Source organism: Paenibacillus sp. TAF43_2, from assembly GCF_052113545.1.
Taxonomy (GTDB): Bacteria; Bacillota; Bacilli; order Paenibacillales; family Paenibacillaceae; genus Pristimantibacillus.
Genome location: NZ_JBFRDK010000015.1, coordinates 16,858 through 39,456, shown reverse-complemented (window position 1 = coordinate 39,456; position 22,599 = coordinate 16,858). Strand labels below are relative to the sequence as shown.

The 22,599-nt window shown below is 45.4% G+C and carries 21 protein-coding genes; 5 read left to right on the top strand and 16 right to left on the bottom strand.

Annotation, left to right across the window (positions count from 1 at the left end; genetic code table 11):
- Positions 1-26: 26 nt before the first annotated feature.
- Positions 27-1,343 carry a polysaccharide deacetylase family protein gene (locus AB4Z17_RS05505; protein WP_441958622.1) on the bottom strand — a complete coding sequence of 439 codons (1,317 nt, stop codon included), beginning with the start codon at positions 1,341-1,343 and terminating at the stop codon, positions 27-29.
- Positions 1,344-1,558: 215 nt separating this feature from the next.
- Between AB4Z17_RS05505 and AB4Z17_RS05500 the strand changes: the two genes are divergently transcribed.
- A complete protein-coding gene (locus AB4Z17_RS05500; protein ID WP_441958620.1) occupies positions 1,559-2,677 on the top strand; it encodes a copper amine oxidase N-terminal domain-containing protein in 1,119 nt (372 codons plus the stop codon).
- Between the two features lie 139 nt (positions 2,678-2,816).
- On the opposite strand, the gene AB4Z17_RS05495 is transcribed toward AB4Z17_RS05500, so the two are convergent.
- The 8 genes from AB4Z17_RS05495 to AB4Z17_RS05460 form a co-directional block, all read right to left on the bottom strand.
- A complete protein-coding gene (locus tag AB4Z17_RS05495) occupies positions 2,817-3,665 on the bottom strand; it encodes a MetQ/NlpA family ABC transporter substrate-binding protein (RefSeq protein ID WP_441958618.1) in 849 nt (282 codons plus the stop codon).
- Positions 3,666-3,720: 55 nt separating this feature from the next.
- Complete coding sequence (locus AB4Z17_RS05490; protein WP_441958617.1) at positions 3,721-4,383, bottom strand: methionine ABC transporter permease; 663 nt, start codon at positions 4,381-4,383, stop codon at positions 3,721-3,723.
- Positions 4,380-5,381, bottom strand: a complete 1,002-nt coding sequence (locus tag AB4Z17_RS05485) for a methionine ABC transporter ATP-binding protein (protein ID WP_441958615.1) — start codon at positions 5,379-5,381, stop codon at positions 4,380-4,382. Before AB4Z17_RS05485 ends, AB4Z17_RS05490 begins: the two co-directional genes overlap by 4 nt.
- 555 nt (positions 5,382-5,936) lie before the next feature.
- Positions 5,937-6,533, bottom strand: a complete 597-nt coding sequence (locus AB4Z17_RS05480; RefSeq protein WP_441958613.1) for a lipoprotein BA_5634 family protein — start codon at positions 6,531-6,533, stop codon at positions 5,937-5,939.
- Between the two features lie 233 nt (positions 6,534-6,766).
- Positions 6,767-7,252, bottom strand: a complete 486-nt coding sequence (gene bcp / locus AB4Z17_RS05475; protein WP_441958611.1) for a thioredoxin-dependent thiol peroxidase — start codon at positions 7,250-7,252, stop codon at positions 6,767-6,769.
- A gap of 53 nt (positions 7,253-7,305) precedes the next feature.
- Positions 7,306-8,097 carry an ABC transporter permease gene (locus AB4Z17_RS05470; RefSeq protein ID WP_441907974.1) on the bottom strand — a complete coding sequence of 264 codons (792 nt, stop codon included), beginning with the start codon at positions 8,095-8,097 and terminating at the stop codon, positions 7,306-7,308.
- Between the two features lie 5 nt (positions 8,098-8,102).
- A complete protein-coding gene (locus AB4Z17_RS05465; RefSeq protein WP_076271138.1) occupies positions 8,103-8,897 on the bottom strand; it encodes an ABC transporter permease in 795 nt (264 codons plus the stop codon).
- A complete protein-coding gene (locus tag AB4Z17_RS05460) occupies positions 8,894-9,919 on the bottom strand; it encodes an ABC transporter ATP-binding protein (protein ID WP_339206887.1) in 1,026 nt (341 codons plus the stop codon). The genes AB4Z17_RS05465 and AB4Z17_RS05460 overlap by 4 nt, the downstream gene beginning before the upstream one ends.
- A 374-nt stretch (positions 9,920-10,293) precedes the next feature.
- On the opposite strand from AB4Z17_RS05460, the gene AB4Z17_RS05455 reads away from it, so the two are divergent.
- Together AB4Z17_RS05455 and AB4Z17_RS05450 are read left to right on the top strand one after the other, a co-directional pair.
- Positions 10,294-11,379, top strand: a complete 1,086-nt coding sequence (locus tag AB4Z17_RS05455; protein WP_372239033.1) for an LCP family protein — start codon at positions 10,294-10,296, stop codon at positions 11,377-11,379.
- 137 nt (positions 11,380-11,516) lie between these two features.
- Positions 11,517-12,827: a glutamate-1-semialdehyde 2,1-aminomutase gene (locus AB4Z17_RS05450; protein ID WP_441958609.1), complete on the top strand. Its 1,311-nt coding sequence runs from the start codon at positions 11,517-11,519 to the stop codon at positions 12,825-12,827.
- 74 nt (positions 12,828-12,901) lie between these two features.
- Here the strand turns inward: AB4Z17_RS05450 and AB4Z17_RS05445 are convergent, their stop codons facing one another.
- Positions 12,902-14,059 carry a PQQ-dependent sugar dehydrogenase gene (locus AB4Z17_RS05445; protein ID WP_441958607.1) on the bottom strand — a complete coding sequence of 386 codons (1,158 nt, stop codon included), beginning with the start codon at positions 14,057-14,059 and terminating at the stop codon, positions 12,902-12,904.
- Between the two features lie 185 nt (positions 14,060-14,244).
- Between AB4Z17_RS05445 and AB4Z17_RS05440 the strand changes: the two genes are divergently transcribed.
- On the top strand, positions 14,245-14,730 hold the full coding sequence (locus AB4Z17_RS05440; RefSeq protein ID WP_441958605.1) for an RrF2 family transcriptional regulator: 486 nt from the start codon (positions 14,245-14,247) through the stop codon (positions 14,728-14,730).
- A gap of 63 nt (positions 14,731-14,793) precedes the next feature.
- Entirely contained in the window at positions 14,794-15,708 is a 915-nt protein-coding gene (locus AB4Z17_RS05435) for an NAD(P)/FAD-dependent oxidoreductase (protein ID WP_441958604.1), read from the top strand.
- 80 nt (positions 15,709-15,788) lie between these two features.
- On the opposite strand, the gene AB4Z17_RS05430 is transcribed toward AB4Z17_RS05435, so the two are convergent.
- From AB4Z17_RS05430 to AB4Z17_RS05405, 6 genes are all read right to left on the bottom strand, one after another.
- Positions 15,789-16,643, bottom strand: a complete 855-nt coding sequence (locus AB4Z17_RS05430) for an inositol monophosphatase family protein (RefSeq protein ID WP_441958602.1) — start codon at positions 16,641-16,643, stop codon at positions 15,789-15,791.
- Between the two features lie 106 nt (positions 16,644-16,749).
- Positions 16,750-17,568: a sulfite exporter TauE/SafE family protein gene (locus tag AB4Z17_RS05425; RefSeq protein WP_441958601.1), complete on the bottom strand. Its 819-nt coding sequence runs from the start codon at positions 17,566-17,568 to the stop codon at positions 16,750-16,752.
- A 99-nt stretch (positions 17,569-17,667) separates the two neighbouring features.
- Positions 17,668-18,690: a UV DNA damage repair endonuclease UvsE gene (gene uvsE, locus AB4Z17_RS05420; RefSeq protein ID WP_441958599.1), complete on the bottom strand. Its 1,023-nt coding sequence runs from the start codon at positions 18,688-18,690 to the stop codon at positions 17,668-17,670.
- A gap of 3 nt (positions 18,691-18,693) precedes the next feature.
- The gene (locus tag AB4Z17_RS05415; protein ID WP_054026471.1) at positions 18,694-19,011 is read right to left on the bottom strand and encodes a hypothetical protein; all 318 of its coding nucleotides are present in this window, start codon (positions 19,009-19,011) and stop codon (positions 18,694-18,696) included.
- 828 nt (positions 19,012-19,839) lie between these two features.
- On the bottom strand, positions 19,840-20,961 hold the full coding sequence (locus tag AB4Z17_RS05410) for a D-alanine--D-alanine ligase (RefSeq protein ID WP_441958597.1): 1,122 nt from the start codon (positions 20,959-20,961) through the stop codon (positions 19,840-19,842).
- Between the two features lie 23 nt (positions 20,962-20,984).
- The gene (locus tag AB4Z17_RS05405) at positions 20,985-22,304 is read right to left on the bottom strand and encodes an amidase domain-containing protein (protein WP_441907983.1); all 1,320 of its coding nucleotides are present in this window, start codon (positions 22,302-22,304) and stop codon (positions 20,985-20,987) included.
- Positions 22,305-22,599: the final 295 nt, after the last annotated feature.

The window sequence follows — 22,599 nt, the reverse complement described above, 5'->3', positions numbered from 1 at the left end:
CTTTAGACCTGCTAGAAACCTTTCTATTACTCCGTTATCCAAATTTCCCGATCGGTATCGTTGTACACATATCTTGTTATCGCAATTCCAAGTTTTTGCAGCGTCTCACGCACTGGAACTACGATCTGCTTCTTGTGCTCATCCATCACAGGTTTCTCCTTGCCGGATTTCGGCGGCACCTGGTTTGTACTTACGTACGATTCTATGGAATCAGTATTCAGCTCAAGTTCCGTGCTGTCTTCAATCCATTCCACAAGCTTCTGCAGCGACACTTCGATGGCGCCGTTTTTTATTCCGTATTCGCTTGACGCAAGCACGAGACTTTTCTCGCCACGATGCAAAATTAAATTTGGAACCTGCTTTATTGTTTGGGCAGACAGGCTGCTTTGACCTAGCCTCTCCGAAAACAGAGTGAGCTTATCCACTTCCTGCTGCGTGACCTGCTTTCTGCTCCACTTGAGTTTGCTTGCCACCCTAAACTGAATAGGTTCAACCTGATCCGTCAGCTTAGCAAATGTGTACCCTTTATCTTTGTAATATTTAATGATGGACGGCAATGCCTTAACAGACTCTGCATGCCCTGCACTGTCATGAAGCAAAACATTCAGCTTGCTTGCAATCTTTGAGCCTTTAATCGTCGTCATAATCTCGGAGGCCGGCACGCCCTGCCGCTTTGAATCTCCACTGTCTACATTCCAGTCATGCACCTGATAACCTGCCGCTTTCATCGCATCAAAGTATCCCTGATCAAAATTGCTATATGTGCCGCCCGGCGCGCGAACTAATGTAGTTCTAACCCCAGTTGTACGATAGATAGCTTCATCCGTTTTCATCACCTGATCAGCAAATTCAGCAAAACTTCCGTATAAACGATCATATTTATGGTCGAACGTATGATTGCCAATCCCATGTCCTTCCTTCACGATCCGTTTAACTAATTCCGGCTGCTTCAGCACATGTTCACCAAGCACAAAAAAAGTCGCCGTGATCCCTTCCAGCTTCAAAATATCCAGCACCTGCTCTGTATTCTTACTAGGTCCGTCATCGAATGTTAAATACAAAATCTTTTGCTCTGATCCTAGTGAATTGGCTTTAACTCTATCATTTTGCGATGAAGCAGCAGCTGACGACTTGCCTTGCTCCAGCTTTTTCCCGGTATCGTAAGATGCCTGCACCGTTAGAAGCGGCATCGCCTCATCATTCGTAACCGCAGCAGCGGCACTTGCCTGTACGATCTTCTGATCACTTGCAGCATCGTCTTTATTCACTCCAAAAACATCAGGCTTAAACAAACCAAAACAAACAACTAGTATACAAATCGCTACCCGCCACATCCGCTGCATTCACGCTGCCACCCTTCTCTACCTATGAATAATAAACTGAGTCATTCTGATAGATTATATGAACAGTTGAACTGGTAAATGACTATGCTAGTCAATTTCAAATGTCAGCTTCGAATAAAACATGAAGACAGCAGTGCGCAACTTATTGTGGTGCAATCGCGTCTTCATTCCATATATATATTCCATTTAATTGAAATTTAGGAGAGTGTTTGAAAATGAAATGGAGCATTGCAGCAGTTATTTTGGTGTTTGCACTTTTGCTGCCAACCACAGTCAGTGCGGCATCTCAGGCAAGCTATGAGTTTAATTGGGATTCCGGCATTCGCTCATATGGAGGAGCACTCGTAAAAAATGGCGTTACATTCGTATCAATGGATAGTGTCGGAGGCGGAGCGGGGCTTGAAGTGAAATGGGATAAAGCGGGCAAGCGGGCTCAATATGACGGGTGGAATAAATCGATTGCGGTGCGACTAGGCAGCAAAACAGGCATACTCGATGGAAAAATGGTTAAGCTCGAAAGCGCACCATTTTTGTATGAGAAAAATGTTTATTTGCCTGTCCGTTTCGTTGTCGGGGCACTGGGTGGGGATCATATTACGTGGAACGCCAAGAGTAAGACGATAAAGGCTGATCATCTCAAAACGTTCAAGCAATATATCTACTCATACGATGGATTAAATTACACCGTAGAGCCTAAGAAAGGCATTGTCTACATCACAGACGGCAAGGGTGTGAGGCGAGAGCTCGCAAAGCTAGGTGAATCCATACATGATTATTTGACCTTTAAATTCCAAAAAACACCGGGTGGATTACTCGTACTTAACCTAGAAGATAACTATGGTGAACCGCATCTTCACAATCAGCTATTCACGCTCGTCATGAAAGGCAGCAAAGTCATACAACAGTCCAGCGTTTATTATTTCCGTCGATTGGAGCAAAATGTGACTCTAGCAGACGGCCAATTGCTGCTGAACGATGGAAATACTTTGCGTCTGATTAAAGACGGCACCGGAGAAGTCATTGAAACGATTGATTTGGTTAGCCTAGGCGGAGAAGATGACAATTATTTTATTGAGTATTTTGACAAGGATGTCTTTCTCTTGCGCGCAAATAAAAACGGCATTTTAAAACTTGTGAATAGAGAAGGCATGACGACTACAGTGCTTTACAAAGAATTATTGGGTGCTAAGCAGCAAGAATATGTAGAAACAAATGATCTTCCTTATCTCGGCGATTACCTAAAGTTCATCAAGCGTGAAGGCGATATTTTGTATTTCAAGAATGGTTTCCCGTATGACAAGGATAATCAAACCTATAGTTTAAGCCTTTCGTAATAAAAAGGAGCTTGTCGGCAGAGATTTAGGTATAAAAGCATTGACCAACAATAGCAGTGATGCACAAAACATAAAAAAGCTGAGCAGCGATTACTCGCATGCTCAGCGTTTTTGTCATTTTAATTAAAGTCCGGCCTGCTTAAAATGCAGCAACAATCGCGCCTTTGTAGGTCTCATCAATAAATTTCTTCACTTCAGGTGAACGAAGCGCTGCAGCGAGTTTCTGTATCGCTTCGGAATCCTTATTGTCTGGACGCGCAACAAGAATATTCACATAAGGTGAGTCATTTCCTTCAATGAAAAGTGCATCTTCTGTAGGAACTAGATCGGCCTCCAGTGCGTAATTCGTGTTGATCATAGCAAGGTCAACCTCACCTAAGACACGCGGCAATGTCGCTGCTTCTACTTCTCTAATATCAAGCTTCTTCGGGTTAGCGACAATGTCTGATACAGTTCCGCTAACGCCTACGCCATCCTTCAGAGTAATCAGTCCATTTGAAGCCATAAGGGCAAGTGCACGTCCGCCATTCGATGGATCATTCGGAATTACCACTTTTGCGCCATCCTTCAGCTCATCGATTTTTTTAATCTTTTTCGAATAAGCGCCAAACGGCTCAATATGAACAGCAGCTACATTTACAAGATCATAACCTTTGTCTTTGTTGAACTGATCCAAATAAGGTGTATGCTGAAAAAAGTTAGCATCAATATTTTTTTCATAAAGCTGTGTATTCGGTTGGATGTAGTCATTGAACTCGATAATTTCCAGGTCCACGCCCTGCTCCTTGAGCATTGGCTTTACAAATTCAAGCAGCTTCGCATGTGGAACAGGAGAAGCGCCAACCTTCAGCTTAACCGCTCCAGGCGTTTCTGTTCCTTGATTAACATTTGATCCTGCTGAGTTGCCATCGGTATTTTTGTTTTGTCCGCAAGCCGCTAATGCAAACATCAGCATTAAAGTTACGATCATATAGCTTGTCTTTTTCATGTTCATTCCTCCATAGTTGTCAATTCATTCTGAGCTGCATCATGCTTCTACTTATTTATTTTCTGCTGTAACGACGCACTAAGGAATCCCCGATCGTTTGCAGCACCTGTACGAGCACGATAAGAAGCGCGACGGTTACTAGCATCACATCAGTTTGGAAACGTTGATATCCGTAGCGAAGTGCCAAGTCACCAAGTCCACCGCCGCCGATTACTCCCGACATCGCTGTATAAGAGACGAGTGTTACTGCCGTTATTGTAACCRCAGCTAGCAAACTTGGACTAGATTCACGGAGCAGTACGCGGCGTACGATATCCCACTTTGATGCACCCATTGCCTGAGCCGCTTCAATAACGCCGCGATCTACCTCACGCAGCGACGTTTCCACCAGCCTTGCAAAGAAAGGCGTTGCTGCTACGACAAGCGGCGGAATAGAGCCCTCTACGCCTAGCGTCGTACCCGTAATGATTTTTGTAAGCGGCATGATCAATATCATCAATATAACGAACGGAACCGAGCGCAGTACGTTGACGATAAATGAAAGGATGCCATACACAATAGGCTGCTGCAAAAGCTGCCGTTTTGAAGTTAGAAACAGGACGACGCCCATAATAAGTCCAAAAATTATTGTAAATACGAGCGAGGCTGTCAACATATAGAGCGTATCCTTCGTAGCATCCCAAATTTCAGGAATACGTACGTTTTCGAAGCTCATCATATCGCATCCACCTCCAGCCCATCATTGCGTAAAACATCAATCACTTGATCAATTTCCCCGGCGCTTCCGATCAATTCCACAATAAGCTGGCCATAAGGCGTGTGCTTCATGCGCGAAACGGTTCCTTGCAAAATCGCAAATTGAACAGACGTTGGCTTCACCGCATTATACAAAATCGGCTCGTAAGTCAATTCGCCAATATAAGTCATGCGAAGCAGACGCCCTGAGCGGCCTCGCAGCAATTGTCCCGTCACGGCGCTGTCCGATGCTTGATCAACAAAATCGCGGGTAACCGGATGCTCCGGCTTTAGAAATACATGCAGCACATCGCCCATTTCAACGATTTCGCCATCATCAATAACAGCGACACGATCACATATCGAACGTATAACGTTCATTTCATGCGTAATAAGTAAAATTGTAATTCCTAGCTTCTCATTAATGTCGAGCAGCAATGATAATATCGAATTCGTTGTCTGCGGATCTAATGCCGATGTCGCTTCATCGCAGAGCAATACATCCGGATTGTTTGCGAGCGCTCTCGCGATACCAACACGCTGCTTCTGGCCTCCCGAAAGCTGAGAAGGATATTTAYCTGCATGCCCTTCAAGCGAAACGAGCTTCAGCAGCTCATCCACACGCTTATTCACCTCTGCCTTTGAAAGCTTGGCGAGAACAAGCGGGAATGCAATATTATCTCGTACCGTAGACATCGATAGCAGGTTGAAATGTTGAAAAATCATTCCGATACGCCTGCGATGCGCTTGCAGCTGTCTCTCTGGCAAGCCGGTAAGCTCCACATCCCCAACATTTACCGTTCCCGATGTTGGTTTTTCCAGCAAATTGACGCAGCGCAGCAGCGTGCTCTTCCCCGCGCCTGAATGACCGATAATTCCAAATATTTCACCTTTACTTACCGTCAAGCTAACGCCACGAACCGCTTCTACTGAAATCGACCCTACTCGATACGATTTTCTGATGTTGTTTAGCCTGATCAAATCTATAACCCCCTATCTAACAAGCAAGTCCATATTTTATAAATGTGGCAGCATACTGTCAATGTCAAAATTATCTATTTCACTGCGCTTCATCATTTAGCAGCTATATAATCATTTGAGAAAGCTTTCTCTATTGTTTCCCCGCTCCATTTTTTTACTCTTGCAATACACCTAAGGGTTCAACGCTTCATCTCACCGACAGCACATAACATCCCAAACCCATTTGGCTAACGAACTGTATCATGCCTATTATGCAGAAAAATGCTTCTTTGAAGCTTTAACGAATCTTATTAACGTTATCGCGTACTGTACAGGACTCCATGAGCTGTTTTGCTCGAAATAACGATTCTGGAGTTCACTAAAAATTCAATCCATTATGAATAGTTCAAATAAGAGCTGCTGGGTTCGTAAGCTATTTGTCCGATGAGTGGAGTGCATTACTGATTGCGATTAGCTCTGAGACTCACTCTCCCTAAGATACATCAGCAAAACAAAAATAGGGCTGTCGCAAAAAGCAGATTCACTCTGTTTTTGCGACAACCCTAGCTAAAGCCATTATTTCAAAGTTACAAGCTGGTCTCTTTCCACATCAAACTTTCCGATTAGCTTTTGTGGATTTTCTTTAAATTTCATAACAGCCATCGTTTTTTCTGTCTTTTGCAGCGATGACCAGGATGAGTCCTCCAGTACAACAAATGCATCGACATAAGCTCGGCCGCTCCCAATAATCAAATTCCCTTCATATTTGACCGAAATGGGATTCCCATTTCCATTAATCTTGTCTGACTCTTTTTTGGCAAACAATAAGCCTTCCCCACTTGGAACAGTCGAYAAAGATTTAACCTTTTTTGTTTTACCGTCAGCTTCCACTTCGGTAAGCAGTTCTCTTTTCAATAAGCCTTGAATCGTGGATTGCGACAAATACATTATTTTTTGTCCATCAGCAATTTCGATTTTTAACTCGTACACTTCTTTTGTTTCTAGTTGCTCGGCATGTTTGGTTAATACATCATCGATCTGCTGTTTCTCTCCGTACACAATGACACCCTTAGCCTGCGGAAATATCTTTTCTACGATGCTGTCCTTGCCAACATATCCCGCGATTAGGATGACAGCGACAAGCGACAGCATTGCAATTAACAACTTTTTCATTTTCATTCCCCCGTATATTTTGTGTGTATTCGATATTCTGCGATCAACTGAGTTCAAGCTATTTTAACAATTTTTTGACGCCTCCTTCACAAGTCCGTTTTCTATTTCCTATCGTATAAAAAATAGCGATTGCCAACCATCGATTAGGGTGACAATTCAGGTGACAAATTTGTAAGAGTCCAAAACAAAAAAACAGGACGGAGCAGCTACTTCCTGCTCCGTCCTGTTTTCAATTATTTAGCAGCAGCCGGCTGCATTTGCTTTACGGCATCCAGTACCTGCTCTGCATGCCCCTTCACCCTTACTTTACGCCATTCCTGCACGAGCCTGCCTGCTGCATCGATGAGAAAAGTYGATCGGACAAGACCCATGTACTCTCTGCCATAAAGCTTCTTTAATTGCCATACTCCATACAGCTCGCACACCTCATGCTCCATATCAGCTAACAACAAAAAAGGTAGCTCCTTCTTTTCAATAAAACGCTGATGAGACTTTACCGTATCTAGGCTAATCCCCAAAATAACAGTATTTCGTTTCAGCATTTCTGTGTTTGCATCTCGAAAATCACATGATTCCTGTATGCAAGCCGTCGTCATATCCTTTGGATAAAAGTAAAGGACAACATTTTTCCCGCGATAATCGCTAAGTGAAACATCTTCTCCATTTGACGCCGGCAATACAAACTCCGGTGCCATATCTCCCACTTGAAGCTGTGTCATGATTAGTCCCCCATCATTTTTGCTGCACACCTATTCAATTAAAACCAAGCCGTTTAAGAGCCGGCTCCTCGGTATCGCTTCACGCCATGGTTCCATAACAACAGTCCAAGAGTGAAAACGATAATTCCCATGACCGGAGTTAAGAGCGCGAGCTGTGAGAGATCATCCGCCTTCTTCTCAAGAAAATAAGAAGCTGGGATGACGCCTACAAAAGCAAACGGCAGCAGCCATGTTAATACGAAGCGGATCATTTTGTTATAGATATTAACCGGGTAACGTCCGTAATTTTGAATGTTGTACATCAACGGCACAATTCCAGTCGGTGCATCCGAATAAAAGGAAATGGCACTAAGTGCCGTGTAGAGCCCTGCATAAATCAGCACTGCGCCTAAAATTAAGAGCATCATCACAAATAGATCGAGAATCTCGAAAGGCAAACCGAGCTGTGTCCAGCATAGCACCATAATAATAGCCCCAACGAAGGAACCGATTAAAGAAGGAGGATCTACATTTTCGAGCAGCACCTGATATAGGCTGTGTGCTGGTCGTGTTAGAACACGATCCATCTCGCCCTTCACAATATAACGCTCGCTGAAATTCCATATGCTGAAGAAGGTGCTGAACACGCCATATGGGATCATGAAGAAGCCATATACGAAAACGACCTCTGCCTCAGACCAGCCGCCAAGCGACGGCGTATGCTGGAACACGATCAGAATAAAGATGAGGTTCATCCCTTGGAACAATAAATCGGAAAGTACCTCGATCCAAAAGTCAGCACGATAAGTAAGACGCGTCTTCGCGTAGTTTTTAATGTATTCCAAAAATAATGATGCGTATCTCATATTTATTATCCCCCTTGCACGAACAACCGCTTGCGAGCGGCGCGCCACGTTAACCAGATTGGCACCAGCAGCCCAACAAACCAAAGCACTTGAATGCCAAACACCTGCAATATTTGATCGCTAGGCGTCCGCCCCGTGAAGACGGAGCTTGGCAAATACGTAATGGCTTGGAATGGCAGCCACTGCATAATAGCTGACAGCCAGCCTGGGAAAAACGCTATCGGCACAACTACGCCAGAAAACAAATCGACCATAACACGTTTCATTCGCATCATGCCTTCGTTATTTTCAACGAAAAAAGCGAATAGGCCGGTCAAAATATTAATTTGCGAGTTGATAAGAAAGCTAAAGAACAGCATGACTAAATAAATGAGCCAGGTCATCGGATCTGTCGGTAATTTAACAGGAAATAAGAAACAAACGATAATCATCCCCGGCACCATGAAGAGCAGCATTCGGAACAAGCCTTCTCCAAAACCTTGCATCATTTTTACGACTAAATAGGAATAAGGTCTAATAAGCTGTACTGCTACGCTACCGTCCCTTATTTCATTCGCTATCTCGCGGTCCAGGTTATTGAAGTAAAAAGCACGAGCCATCCACGATACCGCAACGTAGGTTGTCATTTGGGTCACCGTGAAACCGGCCAGCGTCTCCTTGTCCCCATAAATCGCCTGCCATAGAAAGTAATAAGCGCCGATATTAATCGCATAAATAATGATACCGCTATAATAATTAACGCGGTACGCAAGCATCATGATAAACCGTATTCGAATAAAGTCGATATAAGCGCTCATCATGATTGAACCGTCTCCTTGGATGTTGCCGCAGAGCCAGAGGAATAAATGCTTCGAACGATGTCATCGGTGTTTGTTTCGATAATTTTAATGTCGCGAATTTCAACGCCGCCTACAACACATGCCAATGCATCCGAGACATTAACGGCATGCGGGAGCCACATTTTTGCGCTCACTTCATTCTCCATCGTCCATGTTACATCGAGTGTGCTCGTCAACTGCTGCAGCTTGGCAAGCGCAGTATGCCCTGCAAATTGGAACTGAATTTCGCGTCCTTTGCTCCAACGGCTCTTCAGATCCTCAAGTCCGCCATCATAGATAATGCGGCCATCATCAAGCATAATGACGCGAGAACAAAGCGCTTCAATATCCTGGAGATCATGAGTCGTCAGCAAAATAGTCGTACCCTGCTCCTTATTCATTTGCATCAGGAAATCACGAATTTCTGTCTTCACGACGATATCCAGACCAATTGTAGGCTCATCGAGAAAAAGAATGGATGGATTGTGAAGGAGCGAAGCAACAAGCTCGCAGCGCATCCGCTGCCCAAGGCTCAGCTTGCGTACAGGACGATTTAATAAGTCGCCAAGCTGCAGCCGCTCAACAAGCTCGTCAAGACGTTTGCGGAAATCCGCCTCCGAAACCCGGTATACTTTGCGCAGTAATTGGAACGATTCAATAACGCCTATATCCCACCACAGCTGAGACCGCTGTCCGAATACAACACCAATGCCATTAACAAACTTCTCTCTATCCTTAAAAGGCACGTAGCCATTTACTTTGAGCTCGCCTGCGGTCGGTACCAAAATACCGGTCAACATTTTGATGGTTGTCGATTTTCCGGCTCCATTCTCGCCAATATACCCGCAAATTTCACCCTGCGGGATTTGAAATGAAATATCCTTTACCGCCGTTACCTCGTTGTACTCGCGTTTAAACAAGTCCTTGAGGGCGCCGGATAGGCCTTCTCGGTTTTTTTGCACGCTGAATTGCTTGCGTAAATCCTTTACATCGATTGCTAACATCTGGTTGTTATAGCCCCTTCCACTTCGACATTTCCTAGGAAATAGCGATCTTTATTTACTTAAAACGATAAAACTTGCTTCTGCATGTCGTTCAGCTTTATAATTTTATGATATGTAATCATACATTAGTTCACGCCTAGCGTAAACGACTGTCTTTGCCTTGTGCAGCGAAGCTTTTGTTTGCTGATGAAATATAAGCTGTTAATAAGGCTCATACTTATGCGTTCTTATATTTCTAACGTATACTGCTCTGCTAACTTCTTTTTTTGGGAGCGGATCATTCGCTATGCCATCTTTGCTCATGCTTACATTGAAATCTACCCTCATTGTTTCAAAACGATTCCGCAATATCTGAAAGGAGCACGTCTAACGAAATGCCTAAAGAGACGAATAAAGAGACGACTGAAGAATCGAAAAATGAGACTGCTAAAATGGCGAAGAAAAAAAGATGGAAAAGGATTTATATCAGCCTCTCTGTCATTCTTGGTGTGGTAGCAGCGTTTGTTATTTATTGGAGCGTAGGTGTTTACAGTGCGCTTGATAAGTTCAGTGATCCAGAGCCAACAAAGGCTCCTATCGAGGATGCTGAAGCAACGCCAGTACCTATTCCTGAATGGGAAGGCAAAGAGCGCGTTAATATATTGCTGCTCGGCGGTGACGCTCGCGGGCTAGACGAGGGGCAAGCGGCTCGTTCAGACTCCATATTGGTTGCATCCTTTGATCCTGTGACCAAGAAAGCACATCTATTCTCCGTTCTTCGCGACACTTACGTCAGCATAGAAGGACATGGGAAAGGCCGTATTAATACAGCACTTACTTTAGGAGAATATCCGCTCGCTATGAAAACGGTTGGAGACCTCCTTGGTCTCGACATTCAATATTATGTTTATACCGACTTTGAAGGTTTTAAAAGCCTGATTGACGCAATGGGCGGCATTTACTTCGATGTCGAAAAAGATATGCATTACACCGATAACGCCGACGGCAATCGCTACGATATTGATCTCAAAAAAGGCTACCAGCTGCTTGACGGCGATAAAGCCCTGCAATACGTTCGTTTCCGCCACGATGCGATGAGCGATTTCACAAGAACAGAGCGTCAGAGAAATTTCCTACAGGCGGTGTCCAAAGAGCTTCAATCGACATGGAACATTATCCAAATGAAAAAAATTCTTGAAAGCGTTCAGCCTTATGTGAAAACAAACATTAGTGTGCCGGATATGCTGAAGCTCGGTCAGCTGGGCGTCAAAAGCCATGTGGCCAGCACAACGCAAATACCGCCGATGGATCTCATCGCGGAGGATCGGGTTGGCGGCGCGTCTGTTATTGGAATTAGAGATGAAGATGAGCTGCGCTCCTTCGTACAAACGACGCTGCAAGAAGACAACACCGTTCCAGAACCTACTGCTTCGCCAAGCAGTACACCAAGCGGCAGCGACAGCAGCAATAAACAGCAGTAAACATATGTACACGCAACGGCGCTTCAAGTTGCGTGTATTTTGTTTCTAGGTGCGCCGCGGCCGCACATCATACGACACTCTTTCTCAACTTGTTTAAATTGACTTACAACTATGAATCCCATTGGAGGCTGCTTTCCATGACAACTCTACGACCAAATTCCGAAAAACTATATGAAGAAGCGCTGCAGCATATTGTTGGCGGCGTCAACAGTCCTTCCCGCAGTTACAAAGCGGTAGGCGGCGGCGCACCCGTATTTATGAAACGTGGCGAGGGCGCTTATTTCTGGGATGTCGATGATAACCGCTATATCGACTATTTAGCTGCTTATGGCCCTATTATTACTGGACATGCTCACCCGCATATTACAGAAGCTATCGTTCGTGCAGCTCAGAACGGTACGCTATACGGCACACCAACGGAGCTGGAAATTAAGCTTGCTCGTATGCTGAAAGAAGCCATCCCATCTCTCGACAAGGTGCGGTTCGTCAATTCCGGTACAGAGGCCGTCATGACGACCATTCGTGTCGCTCGCGCCTACACAAAGAAATCCAAAATCATTAAATTCGCTGGCTGCTATCACGGCCATTCAGACCTTGTGCTCGTCGCAGCAGGCTCTGGTCCGTCTACTCTTGGCATTCCAGACAGTGCAGGCGTCCCTGCAAGCATCGCTAGTGAAGTCATCACCGTGCCATTTAATGATCTGCCTGCGCTGAAAGCTGCACTCGATCGCTGGGGGCACGAGACTGCCGCTGTTATGGTTGAGCCGATTGTCGGCAACTTCGGTATGGTTATGCCGCATGAAGGCTTCCTAGAGGGGCTTTGCAAGCTCACTCGCGAAGCTGGAGCGCTAGTTATATACGACGAGGTCATCAGCGCCTTCCGCTTCCATTACGGAGCAGCGCAGACCTATGTTGCGTTCCCTGATCACCAAGCCATCGAACCGGATTTAACCGCATTAGGCAAAATCATCGGCGGCGGCCTTCCAATCGGTGCATACGGCGGACGCCGTGAAATTATGGAGCAAGTTGCCCCTCTCGGCCCTGCTTATCAAGCAGGTACGATGGCCGGCAATCCTGCCTCGATCTCAGCAGGCATAGCGTGCTTGGAGCTGCTCCAAGAGCCTGGCATTTACGATAGAATGAACGCACTGGCTACGAAGCTTGCAACAGGATTGCACGCCGCTGCCAAGCAGCATGGCATCCCGCTCACAATTAACCAAATTCGCGGCTCCTTCTCCGCTCATTTCTGCGATCATCCGATTACGAATTATGATGAAGCGCAGGATACGGACGGCGAGCTGTTCGGCAGATTTTTCAAGCTCATGCTGGATCAAGGCATCAATCTTGCACCATCCAAATATGAGGCTTGGTTCTTTACGACAGCCCATACCGAGGCGGACATTGATGAAACGATTAAAGCCATTAATTATGCTTTTACTAACCTGTAATATATAAGCTTCGCAGTGTAGTTATGTTATAATGCAAAAAAGCTCAGGAGCTGAAATAGGCTCCTGAGCTTTTTTTATTTCACCTGCTTTACTATAAGCAATCTATCATCCGATGGTGACGGGTTACCGCGCCCATCGGTATTATTCGTGATGACATAAATACGTCCGTCCTTTATCTTTACGTCACGAAGTCTTCCTTCACCTTCGAATACCGTTTCCATGTTTTTGGATGCAGGGTCATAGCGATAAAGCGCCTCGCCTACCAAAGCAGCAATCCATATTCGATTGTTCTCATCGATTGTCGCGCCAGAGGGCGCAATCGCATCTTCGCCGGTATGATAAATAGGCGTTATCATCCCTTCCTGCGCAGCGCTGCCATAAATCGCAGGCCAGCCGTAATTGCCGCCCGCTGCAATTTTATTAATCTCATCATGTCCGCCAGGATCTCCCGAAGGGCCATGCTCTGTATTAAACAGCACACCTTCACTATTCCAAACAAGCCCTTGAGGATTGCGGTGTCCATAAGAATACACATAGGAGCCGGAAAACGGATTGTCCGCTGGCACCTTGCCATCTAACGTCATTCGCAAGATTTTTCCTGCAAGGCTGTTACGATCCTGTGCCAGCTCCGGCTGCTGTGCATCTCCCGTTGTTACATAAAGCAGCTTGTCGGGCCCAATCGCCAGCCGTCCGCCATCGTGATTCGCAGCACCAGGAATGCCCTCGAGAAGTGCCCTGACCTCATCCCATTGCCCGCCATTTTGTTTAATAAGCACGACTCTGTTCATCACACGACCATTTTCTTCGTACGTATGATACGCGTAGGCCTCTCGAGACTGTGCAAAATCCGGAGCAAGCAAGAAACCTAAAAATCCGCCTTCTCCGCGGTCATGTACACTTTTGAGCAAATGAACCGCTTGACGTGTCGTCGCATCGCCATCCACCTTCACAATATTTCCTTCGCGCTCGCTTATATAAATAATATCCTCGTCAAAAGCAATGACCCAAGGCACTCGAAGCTCCTTCGCAAGTACGGTGTAAGCTTCGTCTTGCTCTTCTTGCTCTAAAGGCTCAGTGCTTTCATCAATTGCCATCGTTTTCTCAGGCTTATCCGTCGCTTCATTTACTTTTGTATTTGTTGACGACGTTTCATTCGGCTCGCATGCAACAAGCATGCCTAAACATAATGTTGTCATCATCATCGCAGCAATTCGTTTGTTCACTGTCACCATCGCTCACTCCTCCTGGCTTATCTCCAGTACTTCCATGCTATTTCATTCGACAAAACACACTGTAAATCCTTGCAAATATAAGTATTTGTAATACATCATTGCATTATGGAGTCGCRTTGTCTATAATGGATATCGTGGATCCATAATGATTGATTATAAGTATCAAAGGAGGGTGAGTGTACCCTATGCAATATTCAAAAAGTATCGGATATGCACTTCATGCTTTAATTCACTTAGCCCATGCTGAGCGCGGCCAGAACATAGGTATTAAAGATTTATCTTCTTCTCTCGGAGTTTCAGAGAGCTACTTATCCAAGATTATGTCCAAGCTGCGGCAGGACGGCATCGTACGTGCTGTGACGGGTGCAAGCGGCGGCTACGAGCTTGCTAGAGCTGCAGATCAAATTACATTTTTTGATGTCATTCAAGTTATTGAGGGACGACATCCTTTATATGAGTGCTTTAATATTGACGATCAGCATCATCATTTATTTTTTGAAGCTGAAGATTTAAAGCCGGAGTCCACTGACCATTCAGAAAATAAGGGATGTCTTGTAAAAAAAGTGATGATTGGCGCTGAACGTCATATGCAGCAGTACCTTCAGCAGCATACGATCCAGTGGGTGGTAGACTCTGCTGCCTTCAATCCATTAACACAAACCGTGAAATAAACAAATCTCACTACTCTTTCTGCGAAAAATATAAAATTAGCCATTCGAGAGAGGATGTTTAACATGGAACAAATGATCGATGCAGCAATTATTGGCGGGGGACCTGCAGGCTTGAGTGCTGCACTTGTACTAGGCAGAGCAAGAAAAAGCGTAGTTGTTATTGATGAAGGGCGTCCGCGCAACCGAGTTACTCGCGAAACTCACGGTTTTCTTACCAGAGACGGCATTAGTCCAGGCGAGTTTCGACGAGTCGCAAAGGAGCAGATTAGCGCATATCCTACGGTTCGTTTTGTAGAGGATGCTGCAGTGTCGATCACTGGAACCGATGGCCATTTTCAAATTACGACTGCACAAGGACAAATCTATCATAGCAAAAAGCTGCTATTTGCAGCAGGAATGAAAGACCTCCCTCTCGATATTAATGGACTGTCTGAAGTATATGGCAAAAGCGCCTTCGTCTGCCCTTATTGTGATGGCTGGGAATTAAGAGACCAACCGCTTGTCTTGATTGTCAAAGGCGATAGAGCGCTGCACTCTGCCAAAATGCTGTCGGGTTGGACAAGCCAAATTACCATTTGCACCGATGGTCCTGATGAATGGACCGATGAGCAGCGTGAGGAGCTTAAGCTGCATAACGTTCCTACCTTTAACTCACCTATCCTGCGTATTGATTCTAGCGATGGCATGGTGAAGCAAATTGTGCTGGAGGACGGTACCATTGTTCCGTGTACAGGAATTTTCTTTGCACCAAAGCTTGCTGCAGGCTCAGACTTGCCGCAAACATTAGGCTGCAAGGTCACTGAAGCAGGGACTGTTGTTGTTGATATGTTTGGGAAAACAAACATTCCAGGTATTTATGGCGCTGGTGATGCAGCGACGGAGATGTATCAAGCCATTACGGCGGCTTCGATGGGATCCTTGGCTGCTGTAGGCATTAACAGCGAGCTGCTTGCAGAGGCTTGGAACAGCCGAGTTTAATTTCATAAATAAAAGCAGCCTCGGCTATTTATAAGCCTGGCTGCTTTTTTTGGTGTTTGTGTACACGCTGTCTATTGCGTTTATTCGTTTGCTTTCGCTTCGGCAAGCGCCGAGATAAGCTCCTGCTGAATGTGGCCATTAGACGCAACGATATTGCGTGTTCCCAATTCGTAAGGCTTGCCAACTGTACTCGTCACAATACCTCCCGATTCCTGAACGAGCAGCGAGCCGGCAGCCAGATCCCAGCTATTCAGTCCAATCTCCCAAAACCCGCTCAAGCGTCCTGCCGCCACATAGGCCATATGCATAGCAGCAGAGCCTGCTATACGGAGATTGCGAACCTGCGGGGCTACTGCTTGAATGCCTTTCAAATTTAGAGGCAGCGCATAATGATGGTCGGCCGGAAGACCTGTTGCAACCAAGCTGCCGCGCAGCGTATCCTCCTTGGATACCTGCATCCGTTTTCCATGCACGTATGCTCCCTTGCCTTTTTCGGCTACAAACAATTCATCCTTCATCGGGTCATAGACCACGCCGACGATAACCTCGCCGTTATGCGCCAAGGCAATGGATACACAGAAAAAAGGAAATCCGTGAACAAAGTTCGTTGTGCCATCAATAGGATCAACAATCCATAAATATTCAGCGTCACGGATGTTCTCCAGCGCGCGCGTTGACGCTTCCGGCCCAGGCTCTACGCCTTCCTCTCCCAAAAACGAATGATGGGGAAAATGAGTCATCACTAGATTTTTTATTAAACGCTCGGAACCTTTATCAATTTCCGTAACAAGATCATGCGAGGAATACTTTATATCAAGGCTTGCAAAGTTGCCAAGCTTCGTCTTAATCCATTCTCCTGCTTTCGACGCACAATTAATTGCGACAGCAGTAAAGCTTTTACCGCCAACGACGGAAGTACTGTTCTGATCATTCACGATCCATCACTCTTCCCTCTATGTAAATTCACGAACATTTCTATCCATGTTAAGGTCTACTACGTTTGATGCTTTTACCAAGTTTCGCATGATTACTCCAACCATATCAAAATGAACGCAAGCCTTCAATGATTAATTGACCAGCAAGCAGAAGAAGCGTCACTCTAAGCAGCCAAAGCAAGCCCTTGCCGCTCATTTTCACAGCAATTGCCGCACCCAGCTTTCCGCCGATCCAAGCTCCAGGCACTAATGCAAGCACGAGCAGCCAATCTGTTTCACCAAGATAAACGTGCATGCCGCTCCCTAGAATGGATGATAAAAAAATAACGAACATTGACGTTGCAGTCGCCATATGAGGCGGAAAACGAAATAACAGCACCATAAGGGGGACAAACAGCGACCCGCCTCCGATTCCAAATAAGCCAGACATGAGACCTACGCCAAAACCGATACCGAGTGCAGGAATAATACCATAGCTGTACGTATGCACCTCGCCTGATGCATCGGTCATCGTTCGAACGATTGGCCACTGCTTCGTAAACGGTTTCATGTAGTCACGAGCAATTAATAATGATGCCATCAGCAGCATGAAAATACCAAATACAAGCTGGAATACGCCTGCAGGCAGCTTTCCTGTAAGCGCGGAGCCAATCATTGCTGCAGGCCCGCTGGTCACAAAAAATATCCAGCCGCTGCGGAAATCAACGATTTTGCGTTTGGCATAGCTCAGCGTAGATGCAAGTGCCGTAACGACTAATACCGTTAATGATATGCCAACTGCTGTTGCATGTCCAATCGCTTCTCCCATTAATGTGGGACCAATGAGCATTAAGACAGGAACGATAATGATACCGCCGCCAAGTCCAACGATACTGCCAAACATCGCTGCTACAACGCCAAGAAGCACAAGAAGTATCCATTCCATGCGAATTCACCTTTTCAGTTACATAATGATGCATCTATTCGAAAGCTTCCGCTATATAATAACACCGCCAAGGCAAGCCCTGACGGTGTTATTTTGCTGCTAATCAGCAGTAATTTCTACGCGGCCGCCATCCAACACCTTGATGCCTTCTGCGCTTGCTTCCAGTTGCCTTAAGTCTTCTATCAGCTTCATCAAAGCCTCGTCCTTGCTTTTGGCTTCAAGCATGCAATCCAAATATTCGGTATTTCTAGCTGCATGACGCAAAAACTGTACAAGCGGCTCCGCTTCCACATAATCTGCATGACCACGCGGGTCAGATAAGCTTTTTGGACTGGAAGCGTGAATTTTGGGAGGGAGCTGGCTTGTACTAGCAAGGCCCAGCCGCTCTCGCTCTTTATCCCATGTTCGAACAATTCGCGGCCATAAATGCTCATATAATTCGTCATCTGAGATGTCGCCTGCATTAACGGCATGATGGTGAATGTCGAGCACCATCGGAACCTCAACCTGCTCAGCTGCCTCTAGCGTTTCCCTAACATTGAACGTTTTATCATCATTTTCAAGCGTAATTCGATGTTTAAAGCGAGGAGACAAGGAGCTGAACTGGCGAACAAAACGTTCACCAGCTACAACCTTGTCTCCATATGCTCCACCGATATGTATATTGCATTTTGTCGCTTCATCAAGCCCCATTGCCTCTAGCATAAGAATATGATTGAGCAAATCCAGCTCTGATTTCGCGAGCACCTCCGGTCTAGGCGTGCTGAACACGCAGAAATGATCCGGATGAAAGGATACTCTTATTCCGTGCTTCTGCACGAACTCGCCAACTTCCTGAAATGCTGGCGCTAGCGCTTCAAATGGATTCCAGTCCAATAAGTCCTCATGAGTAGCAAGGGGTATAAGCTTTGACGAAAAGCGATACATTTGAATGTCGCTGGCTTTGCAATGCTTCAAAATCCGCAGCGTACTGCGCAAATTTTCCTCTGCTATTCTTTCCAGCTTCCGAATCCCTGCCTCGCGGTCGTTCAGCTTCGAGAAGTTTGCAAACGTCATCGTTCTTGAAGGCGATGCATTCTCAACCTGCAAGCTCATAGCGACAAAACCTAATCTGACAATCATCGATTAGGCCCTCTCTCCAAAAAACATTTCAAAAGCAAGCGCCGTTTGAACTTTTGATTCTTCCTCAGTCAATTTTCTCACGAGCTCCATCTCCACTTGTGTCACTTCTTCGCCTTGAAAATTAATTTCGGCGATAGAAGCTAAAATGCGGACAATCGCAATCGCTTCATTGGCTGGTGTATAAGCAATCACCTTTTGGCCAGTTGGAAATACGCGAAAGCCGCTCTTGACCATTTTGCCCCGACCATACTCCAACAATTCATAGAGCTCTTGTTCGGACTTAAATTTGCACACAGAATTAAACTCAGTTGCAAAACCCATATTGTTTCCCTCCTTTCAGTGAAATTTCTACCGTGCCTTCAAAGGACTTTACTACCAAACCTTTAAAGGCTTTTTTCAAAAATTTATAACATTAATATCAACATATCAAACCTTTAAAATATTAATATCAAACCCTTAAATCATTAATATCAAACCCTTAAAAAAATTAATATCAAACCCTTAAACCCTTTTCAAGCTTTTCGAACCCAACCAAACCCTCCCTTCCAAGGGAGGGCCCCAAAGGGTTGCACCCTCTGGACACCCGCAACTGAACTAATCTAAAAGTTACACTGCGCGCGCTTTCCACTTTTGCGGGGGATCGCTTTCGTCCCTGCGGGACACGCTTTACTTTTGGTGCGTTTAAAGAATAAACCTTTAACCCTTTTAAACTTTTTTAACCTTTAGGCTATTCAATCTTAACGAACAATGCAAGCCTTTCGAACTTTCCGAGCTTCCCAAGCTTTTCGAACCCACCCAAACCCTCCCTTCCAAGGGAGGGCCCCGAGGGTTGCACCCTCTGGACACCCGCAACTGAACTAACCTAGAAGTTACACTGCGCGTGCTTTCTACTTTTGCGATGGATCGCTTTCGTCCCTGCGGGACACGCTTTACTTTTGGTGCATTTAATGAACAACTTGTCTATTTTAAGAAGGAAAAAAGATCTTTTACCTGTTTACCTTGGATGCAAAGATAAGGTTACAAGCACCCCAAAGTAAATAATAAAAGAAATTTTTCCCTATATCTTTTTTTCATATGTGTACAGACAGTTATAGAAAGTTAAGAAAGTTATAGAAATTATAACAAGTTAGAGATCGTTAGAAATATATCTTACGATTGTGATGCTTCACCTGTAAAATCTATCCGCTGCTTCTCCGCGTGGCGGGAAAGAGCTAAGGAAATTAAGGTGTCTAACAATTCTTTATATGGAATGCCGGTTTCTTTCCACATAAGTGGATACATACTGATCGGTGTGAAACCTGGCAATGTGTTGACTTCGTTGATAAAAAGCTGATTGTCGCTTTTGCGAAGGAAAAAATCTACGCGTGATAATCCTGAGCCATCAATGGATTGAAATGCACGAACGGCCATTTCGCGAACGGATTCTGTAAGCTCAGGCGACAAATGAGCCGGAATCTGCATAGTCGATTTTCCATCGATGTATTTGGCTTTGTAGTCGTAAAATTCGTTAGAAGGCGCAATCTCGCCAGGTAAGGATGCTTTTGCATCATCATTGCCAAGCACGCTTACTTCGATCTCGCGGGCATCCACGAACTCTTCAACAATAACCTTGCGGTCAAAACGGAACGCATAGTTGATAGCATTAATAAGCTCTTCACGGTTTTTCGCTTTGGATACGCCTACACTAGAACCTAGGTTGGCTGGCTTAATAAAGCATGGATAGCCTAGTGAAACCTCGCATTCCATGATGAAGAAAGATGCGTCTCTTTCCCACTGTGTACGGTTGAAGTACCGGAAAACGCATTGCGGCAAGCCTTCTTGCGCAAATACTTTTTTCATTAGAATCTTGTCCATCCCAACGGCAGAAGCGAGAACACCCGCTCCGACGTAAGGAATGTTCGCCATTTCGAACAGCCCTTGAATGGTACCATCTTCACCAAATGTTCCGTGCAGCAAAGGAAAAATCACATCAATGCGCGGCTCATCGCCAGTAGTTTTTGAGCTTCTATTCAAGCCTTGAAATAATGGAGCAAGAGCAAAGCCATTTTCCTCAGCCTCGTCTGTTGTGTTGCGTAGATCTTCTACACTGCTTGGTCGGTTATGCAAAACGGCTCCCGTTTTCCATTCGCCTTGCTTCGTAATATAAAAAGGCTTGATTTCATATTTGCTGTAGTCAAATTCACCCATTACAGCGTAAGCCGTTTGCAAAGAGACCTCATGCTCTCCCGATTTCCCCCCGTAAACTAAACCTACTCTAACCTTGCTCCCCATGGCATATCCTCCGGTACAATAATTTATAATAGATCTGCAATATGAAAAAAACGATATTTCGTTTGTTCCGTCCATGCATAGGAATCACGATAATCCCAATAACGATGCCTGCTGGAAACGGTATTCGCATTCACTAGCGGCATACCGAACGAGTCAAAAGCAGTTACGATTGTGCTGTGCTGAAAACGATGATCACCATTCCAGTCATACGTAATGACATCCCCAAGCTGCAGCTCATCCGCAGATTGCACGACCTCTGCACGCAAGCCTGAGGTCTTTGAACCAGTTAAATAGTTGGTTATCGCGTTCGATACCGCCCAGCTGTAGCTCCACCATTCACTGCCCTTATTTCGGCCCTTATACCACCAGCCCGTTTCTCTCTTACCAGTATAGTTCATCGGAGCATTGCCTGCAAAGATGCACTGGGACACGTAATTGGTACAATTCACCTCAAATAGCTCATACGCTGGGTTCCCCTCATTCCACCAACGATCCGCATACGCAGCAACCAAATCTCTCCTGTAACGAATACCAGATGGTCTGTGTTTGAATTGCTGTAATAGGTCATAATTTAAGTATGGTGTTGATGGCGAAGATTGTTCGCCAAATAGCTCCGAGTAATCATCGACGGTCATCCAATTGTCTACTGCTGTGCCATAACGCGGTCTTCTTTCCGATATAATTGGCTCAACACGAAGAACATTCCATGAGTGACCAGCGAGCCCTAACCAAAGACGCTCAAATTCAGATCTCTCTTCCATGTAAAAACGCCCAGACTGCTCCATTCTTCTTTTGATGTGGAGACGAATCAACACGGAGACCTCGCTTGATGATTCGTTGACGCGTATGAGCTCTGCTTTTGTTTCGCTTCCTGCTGGAAGCGCGCCTCTAAGCAAATCGCGTTCACGAAGGCGCTCAAGCCTGAATCTTAGGCGATCGCAATGGTCGCGATCCGTAACGTAATCGGTCAGCACAGCCGCATGCTGATTCGCTTCGGCTTGATTGTACAAGCTAATATAGCGATGAACAGCAGCTTTCCAACCTTGCAGTTTTCCTTGCTGAACGTGCGGATCGTAATCAGAGGAACGAAGCAGCGAGTTTAACTTTGACGTTTGTTGTTTTACTGGCTTTTCTTCCTGATTTGCTCTTTTTTGATTTTGCAGTGCTTGATCGCCGAATTCAGCATTTCGCTCCGCTTGCAACCCGGAAGGCGACGGCTGCTTCTGGATGGCATGCGTTACAACTTTCTGCTGCGACTTGCGCTGAGAAGCTGATGGTTTGGATGATGTTTGGTTATGCTTTTGGCCCTGAGTTCCTGGCCCCCGGTTGCCTGTTCGCGGCATAGCAATCCCTCCTTGACCTTATCGTGAGTGCAAGCGTAAACGGCTGCAGCATCTCTTTTGATGAGGCAAACTCGATTGGCGTTGAAATATAAACTTTTGGGATAGGAATCCAACTTAAACGAACTTTCATTTCAATTGTAAAAGGCTGCCGCTTCTCCCTTAATGCTTCATGGCCGCCGTTTCACGATGAAATATAAGTTTTGAGATTAACCTTCTCCTTAGCAATCTTATATTTCAAGCCTATGCTGCTACAGCTTGCCTTTATGGCATGAGAACGTCATCAAGTATTTCGGGC

What these genes read in the sequence shown, in the direction of transcription:
- AB4Z17_RS05460 (WP_339206887.1), bottom strand. Translation starts at nt 9,919, where the DNA reads ATGTTAGCAATCGATGTAAAGGATTTACGCAAGCAATTCAGCGTGCAA.
- AB4Z17_RS05435 (WP_441958604.1), top strand. Translation starts at nt 14,794, where the DNA reads ATGGAACAAATGATCGATGCAGCAATTATTGGCGGGGGACCTGCAGGC.
- AB4Z17_RS05415 (WP_054026471.1), bottom strand. Translation starts at nt 19,011, where the DNA reads ATGGGTTTTGCAACTGAGTTTAATTCTGTGTGCAAATTTAAGTCCGAA.
- AB4Z17_RS05410 (WP_441958597.1), bottom strand. Translation starts at nt 20,961, where the DNA reads ATGGGGAGCAAGGTTAGAGTAGGTTTAGTTTACGGGGGGAAATCGGGA.
- AB4Z17_RS05455 (WP_372239033.1), top strand. Translation starts at nt 10,294, where the DNA reads ATGCCTAAAGAGACGAATAAAGAGACGACTGAAGAATCGAAAAATGAG.
- AB4Z17_RS05470 (WP_441907974.1), bottom strand. Translation starts at nt 8,097, where the DNA reads ATGAGATACGCATCATTATTTTTGGAATACATTAAAAACTACGCGAAG.
- uvsE (WP_441958599.1), bottom strand. Translation starts at nt 18,690, where the DNA reads ATGATTGTCAGATTAGGTTTTGTCGCTATGAGCTTGCAGGTTGAGAAT.
- AB4Z17_RS05495 (WP_441958618.1), bottom strand. Translation starts at nt 3,665, where the DNA reads ATGAAAAAGACAAGCTATATGATCGTAACTTTAATGCTGATGTTTGCA.
- AB4Z17_RS05405 (WP_441907983.1), bottom strand. Translation starts at nt 22,304, where the DNA reads ATGCCGCGAACAGGCAACCGGGGGCCAGGAACTCAGGGCCAAAAGCAT.
- AB4Z17_RS05445 (WP_441958607.1), bottom strand. Translation starts at nt 14,059, where the DNA reads ATGGTGACAGTGAACAAACGAATTGCTGCGATGATGATGACAACATTA.
- AB4Z17_RS05500 (WP_441958620.1), top strand. Translation starts at nt 1,559, where the DNA reads ATGAAATGGAGCATTGCAGCAGTTATTTTGGTGTTTGCACTTTTGCTG.
- AB4Z17_RS05505 (WP_441958622.1), bottom strand. Translation starts at nt 1,343, where the DNA reads ATGCAGCGGATGTGGCGGGTAGCGATTTGTATACTAGTTGTTTGTTTT.
- AB4Z17_RS05440 (WP_441958605.1), top strand. Translation starts at nt 14,245, where the DNA reads ATGCAATATTCAAAAAGTATCGGATATGCACTTCATGCTTTAATTCAC.
- AB4Z17_RS05425 (WP_441958601.1), bottom strand. Translation starts at nt 17,568, where the DNA reads ATGGAATGGATACTTCTTGTGCTTCTTGGCGTTGTAGCAGCGATGTTT.
- AB4Z17_RS05450 (WP_441958609.1), top strand. Translation starts at nt 11,517, where the DNA reads ATGACAACTCTACGACCAAATTCCGAAAAACTATATGAAGAAGCGCTG.
- AB4Z17_RS05465 (WP_076271138.1), bottom strand. Translation starts at nt 8,897, where the DNA reads ATGATGAGCGCTTATATCGACTTTATTCGAATACGGTTTATCATGATG.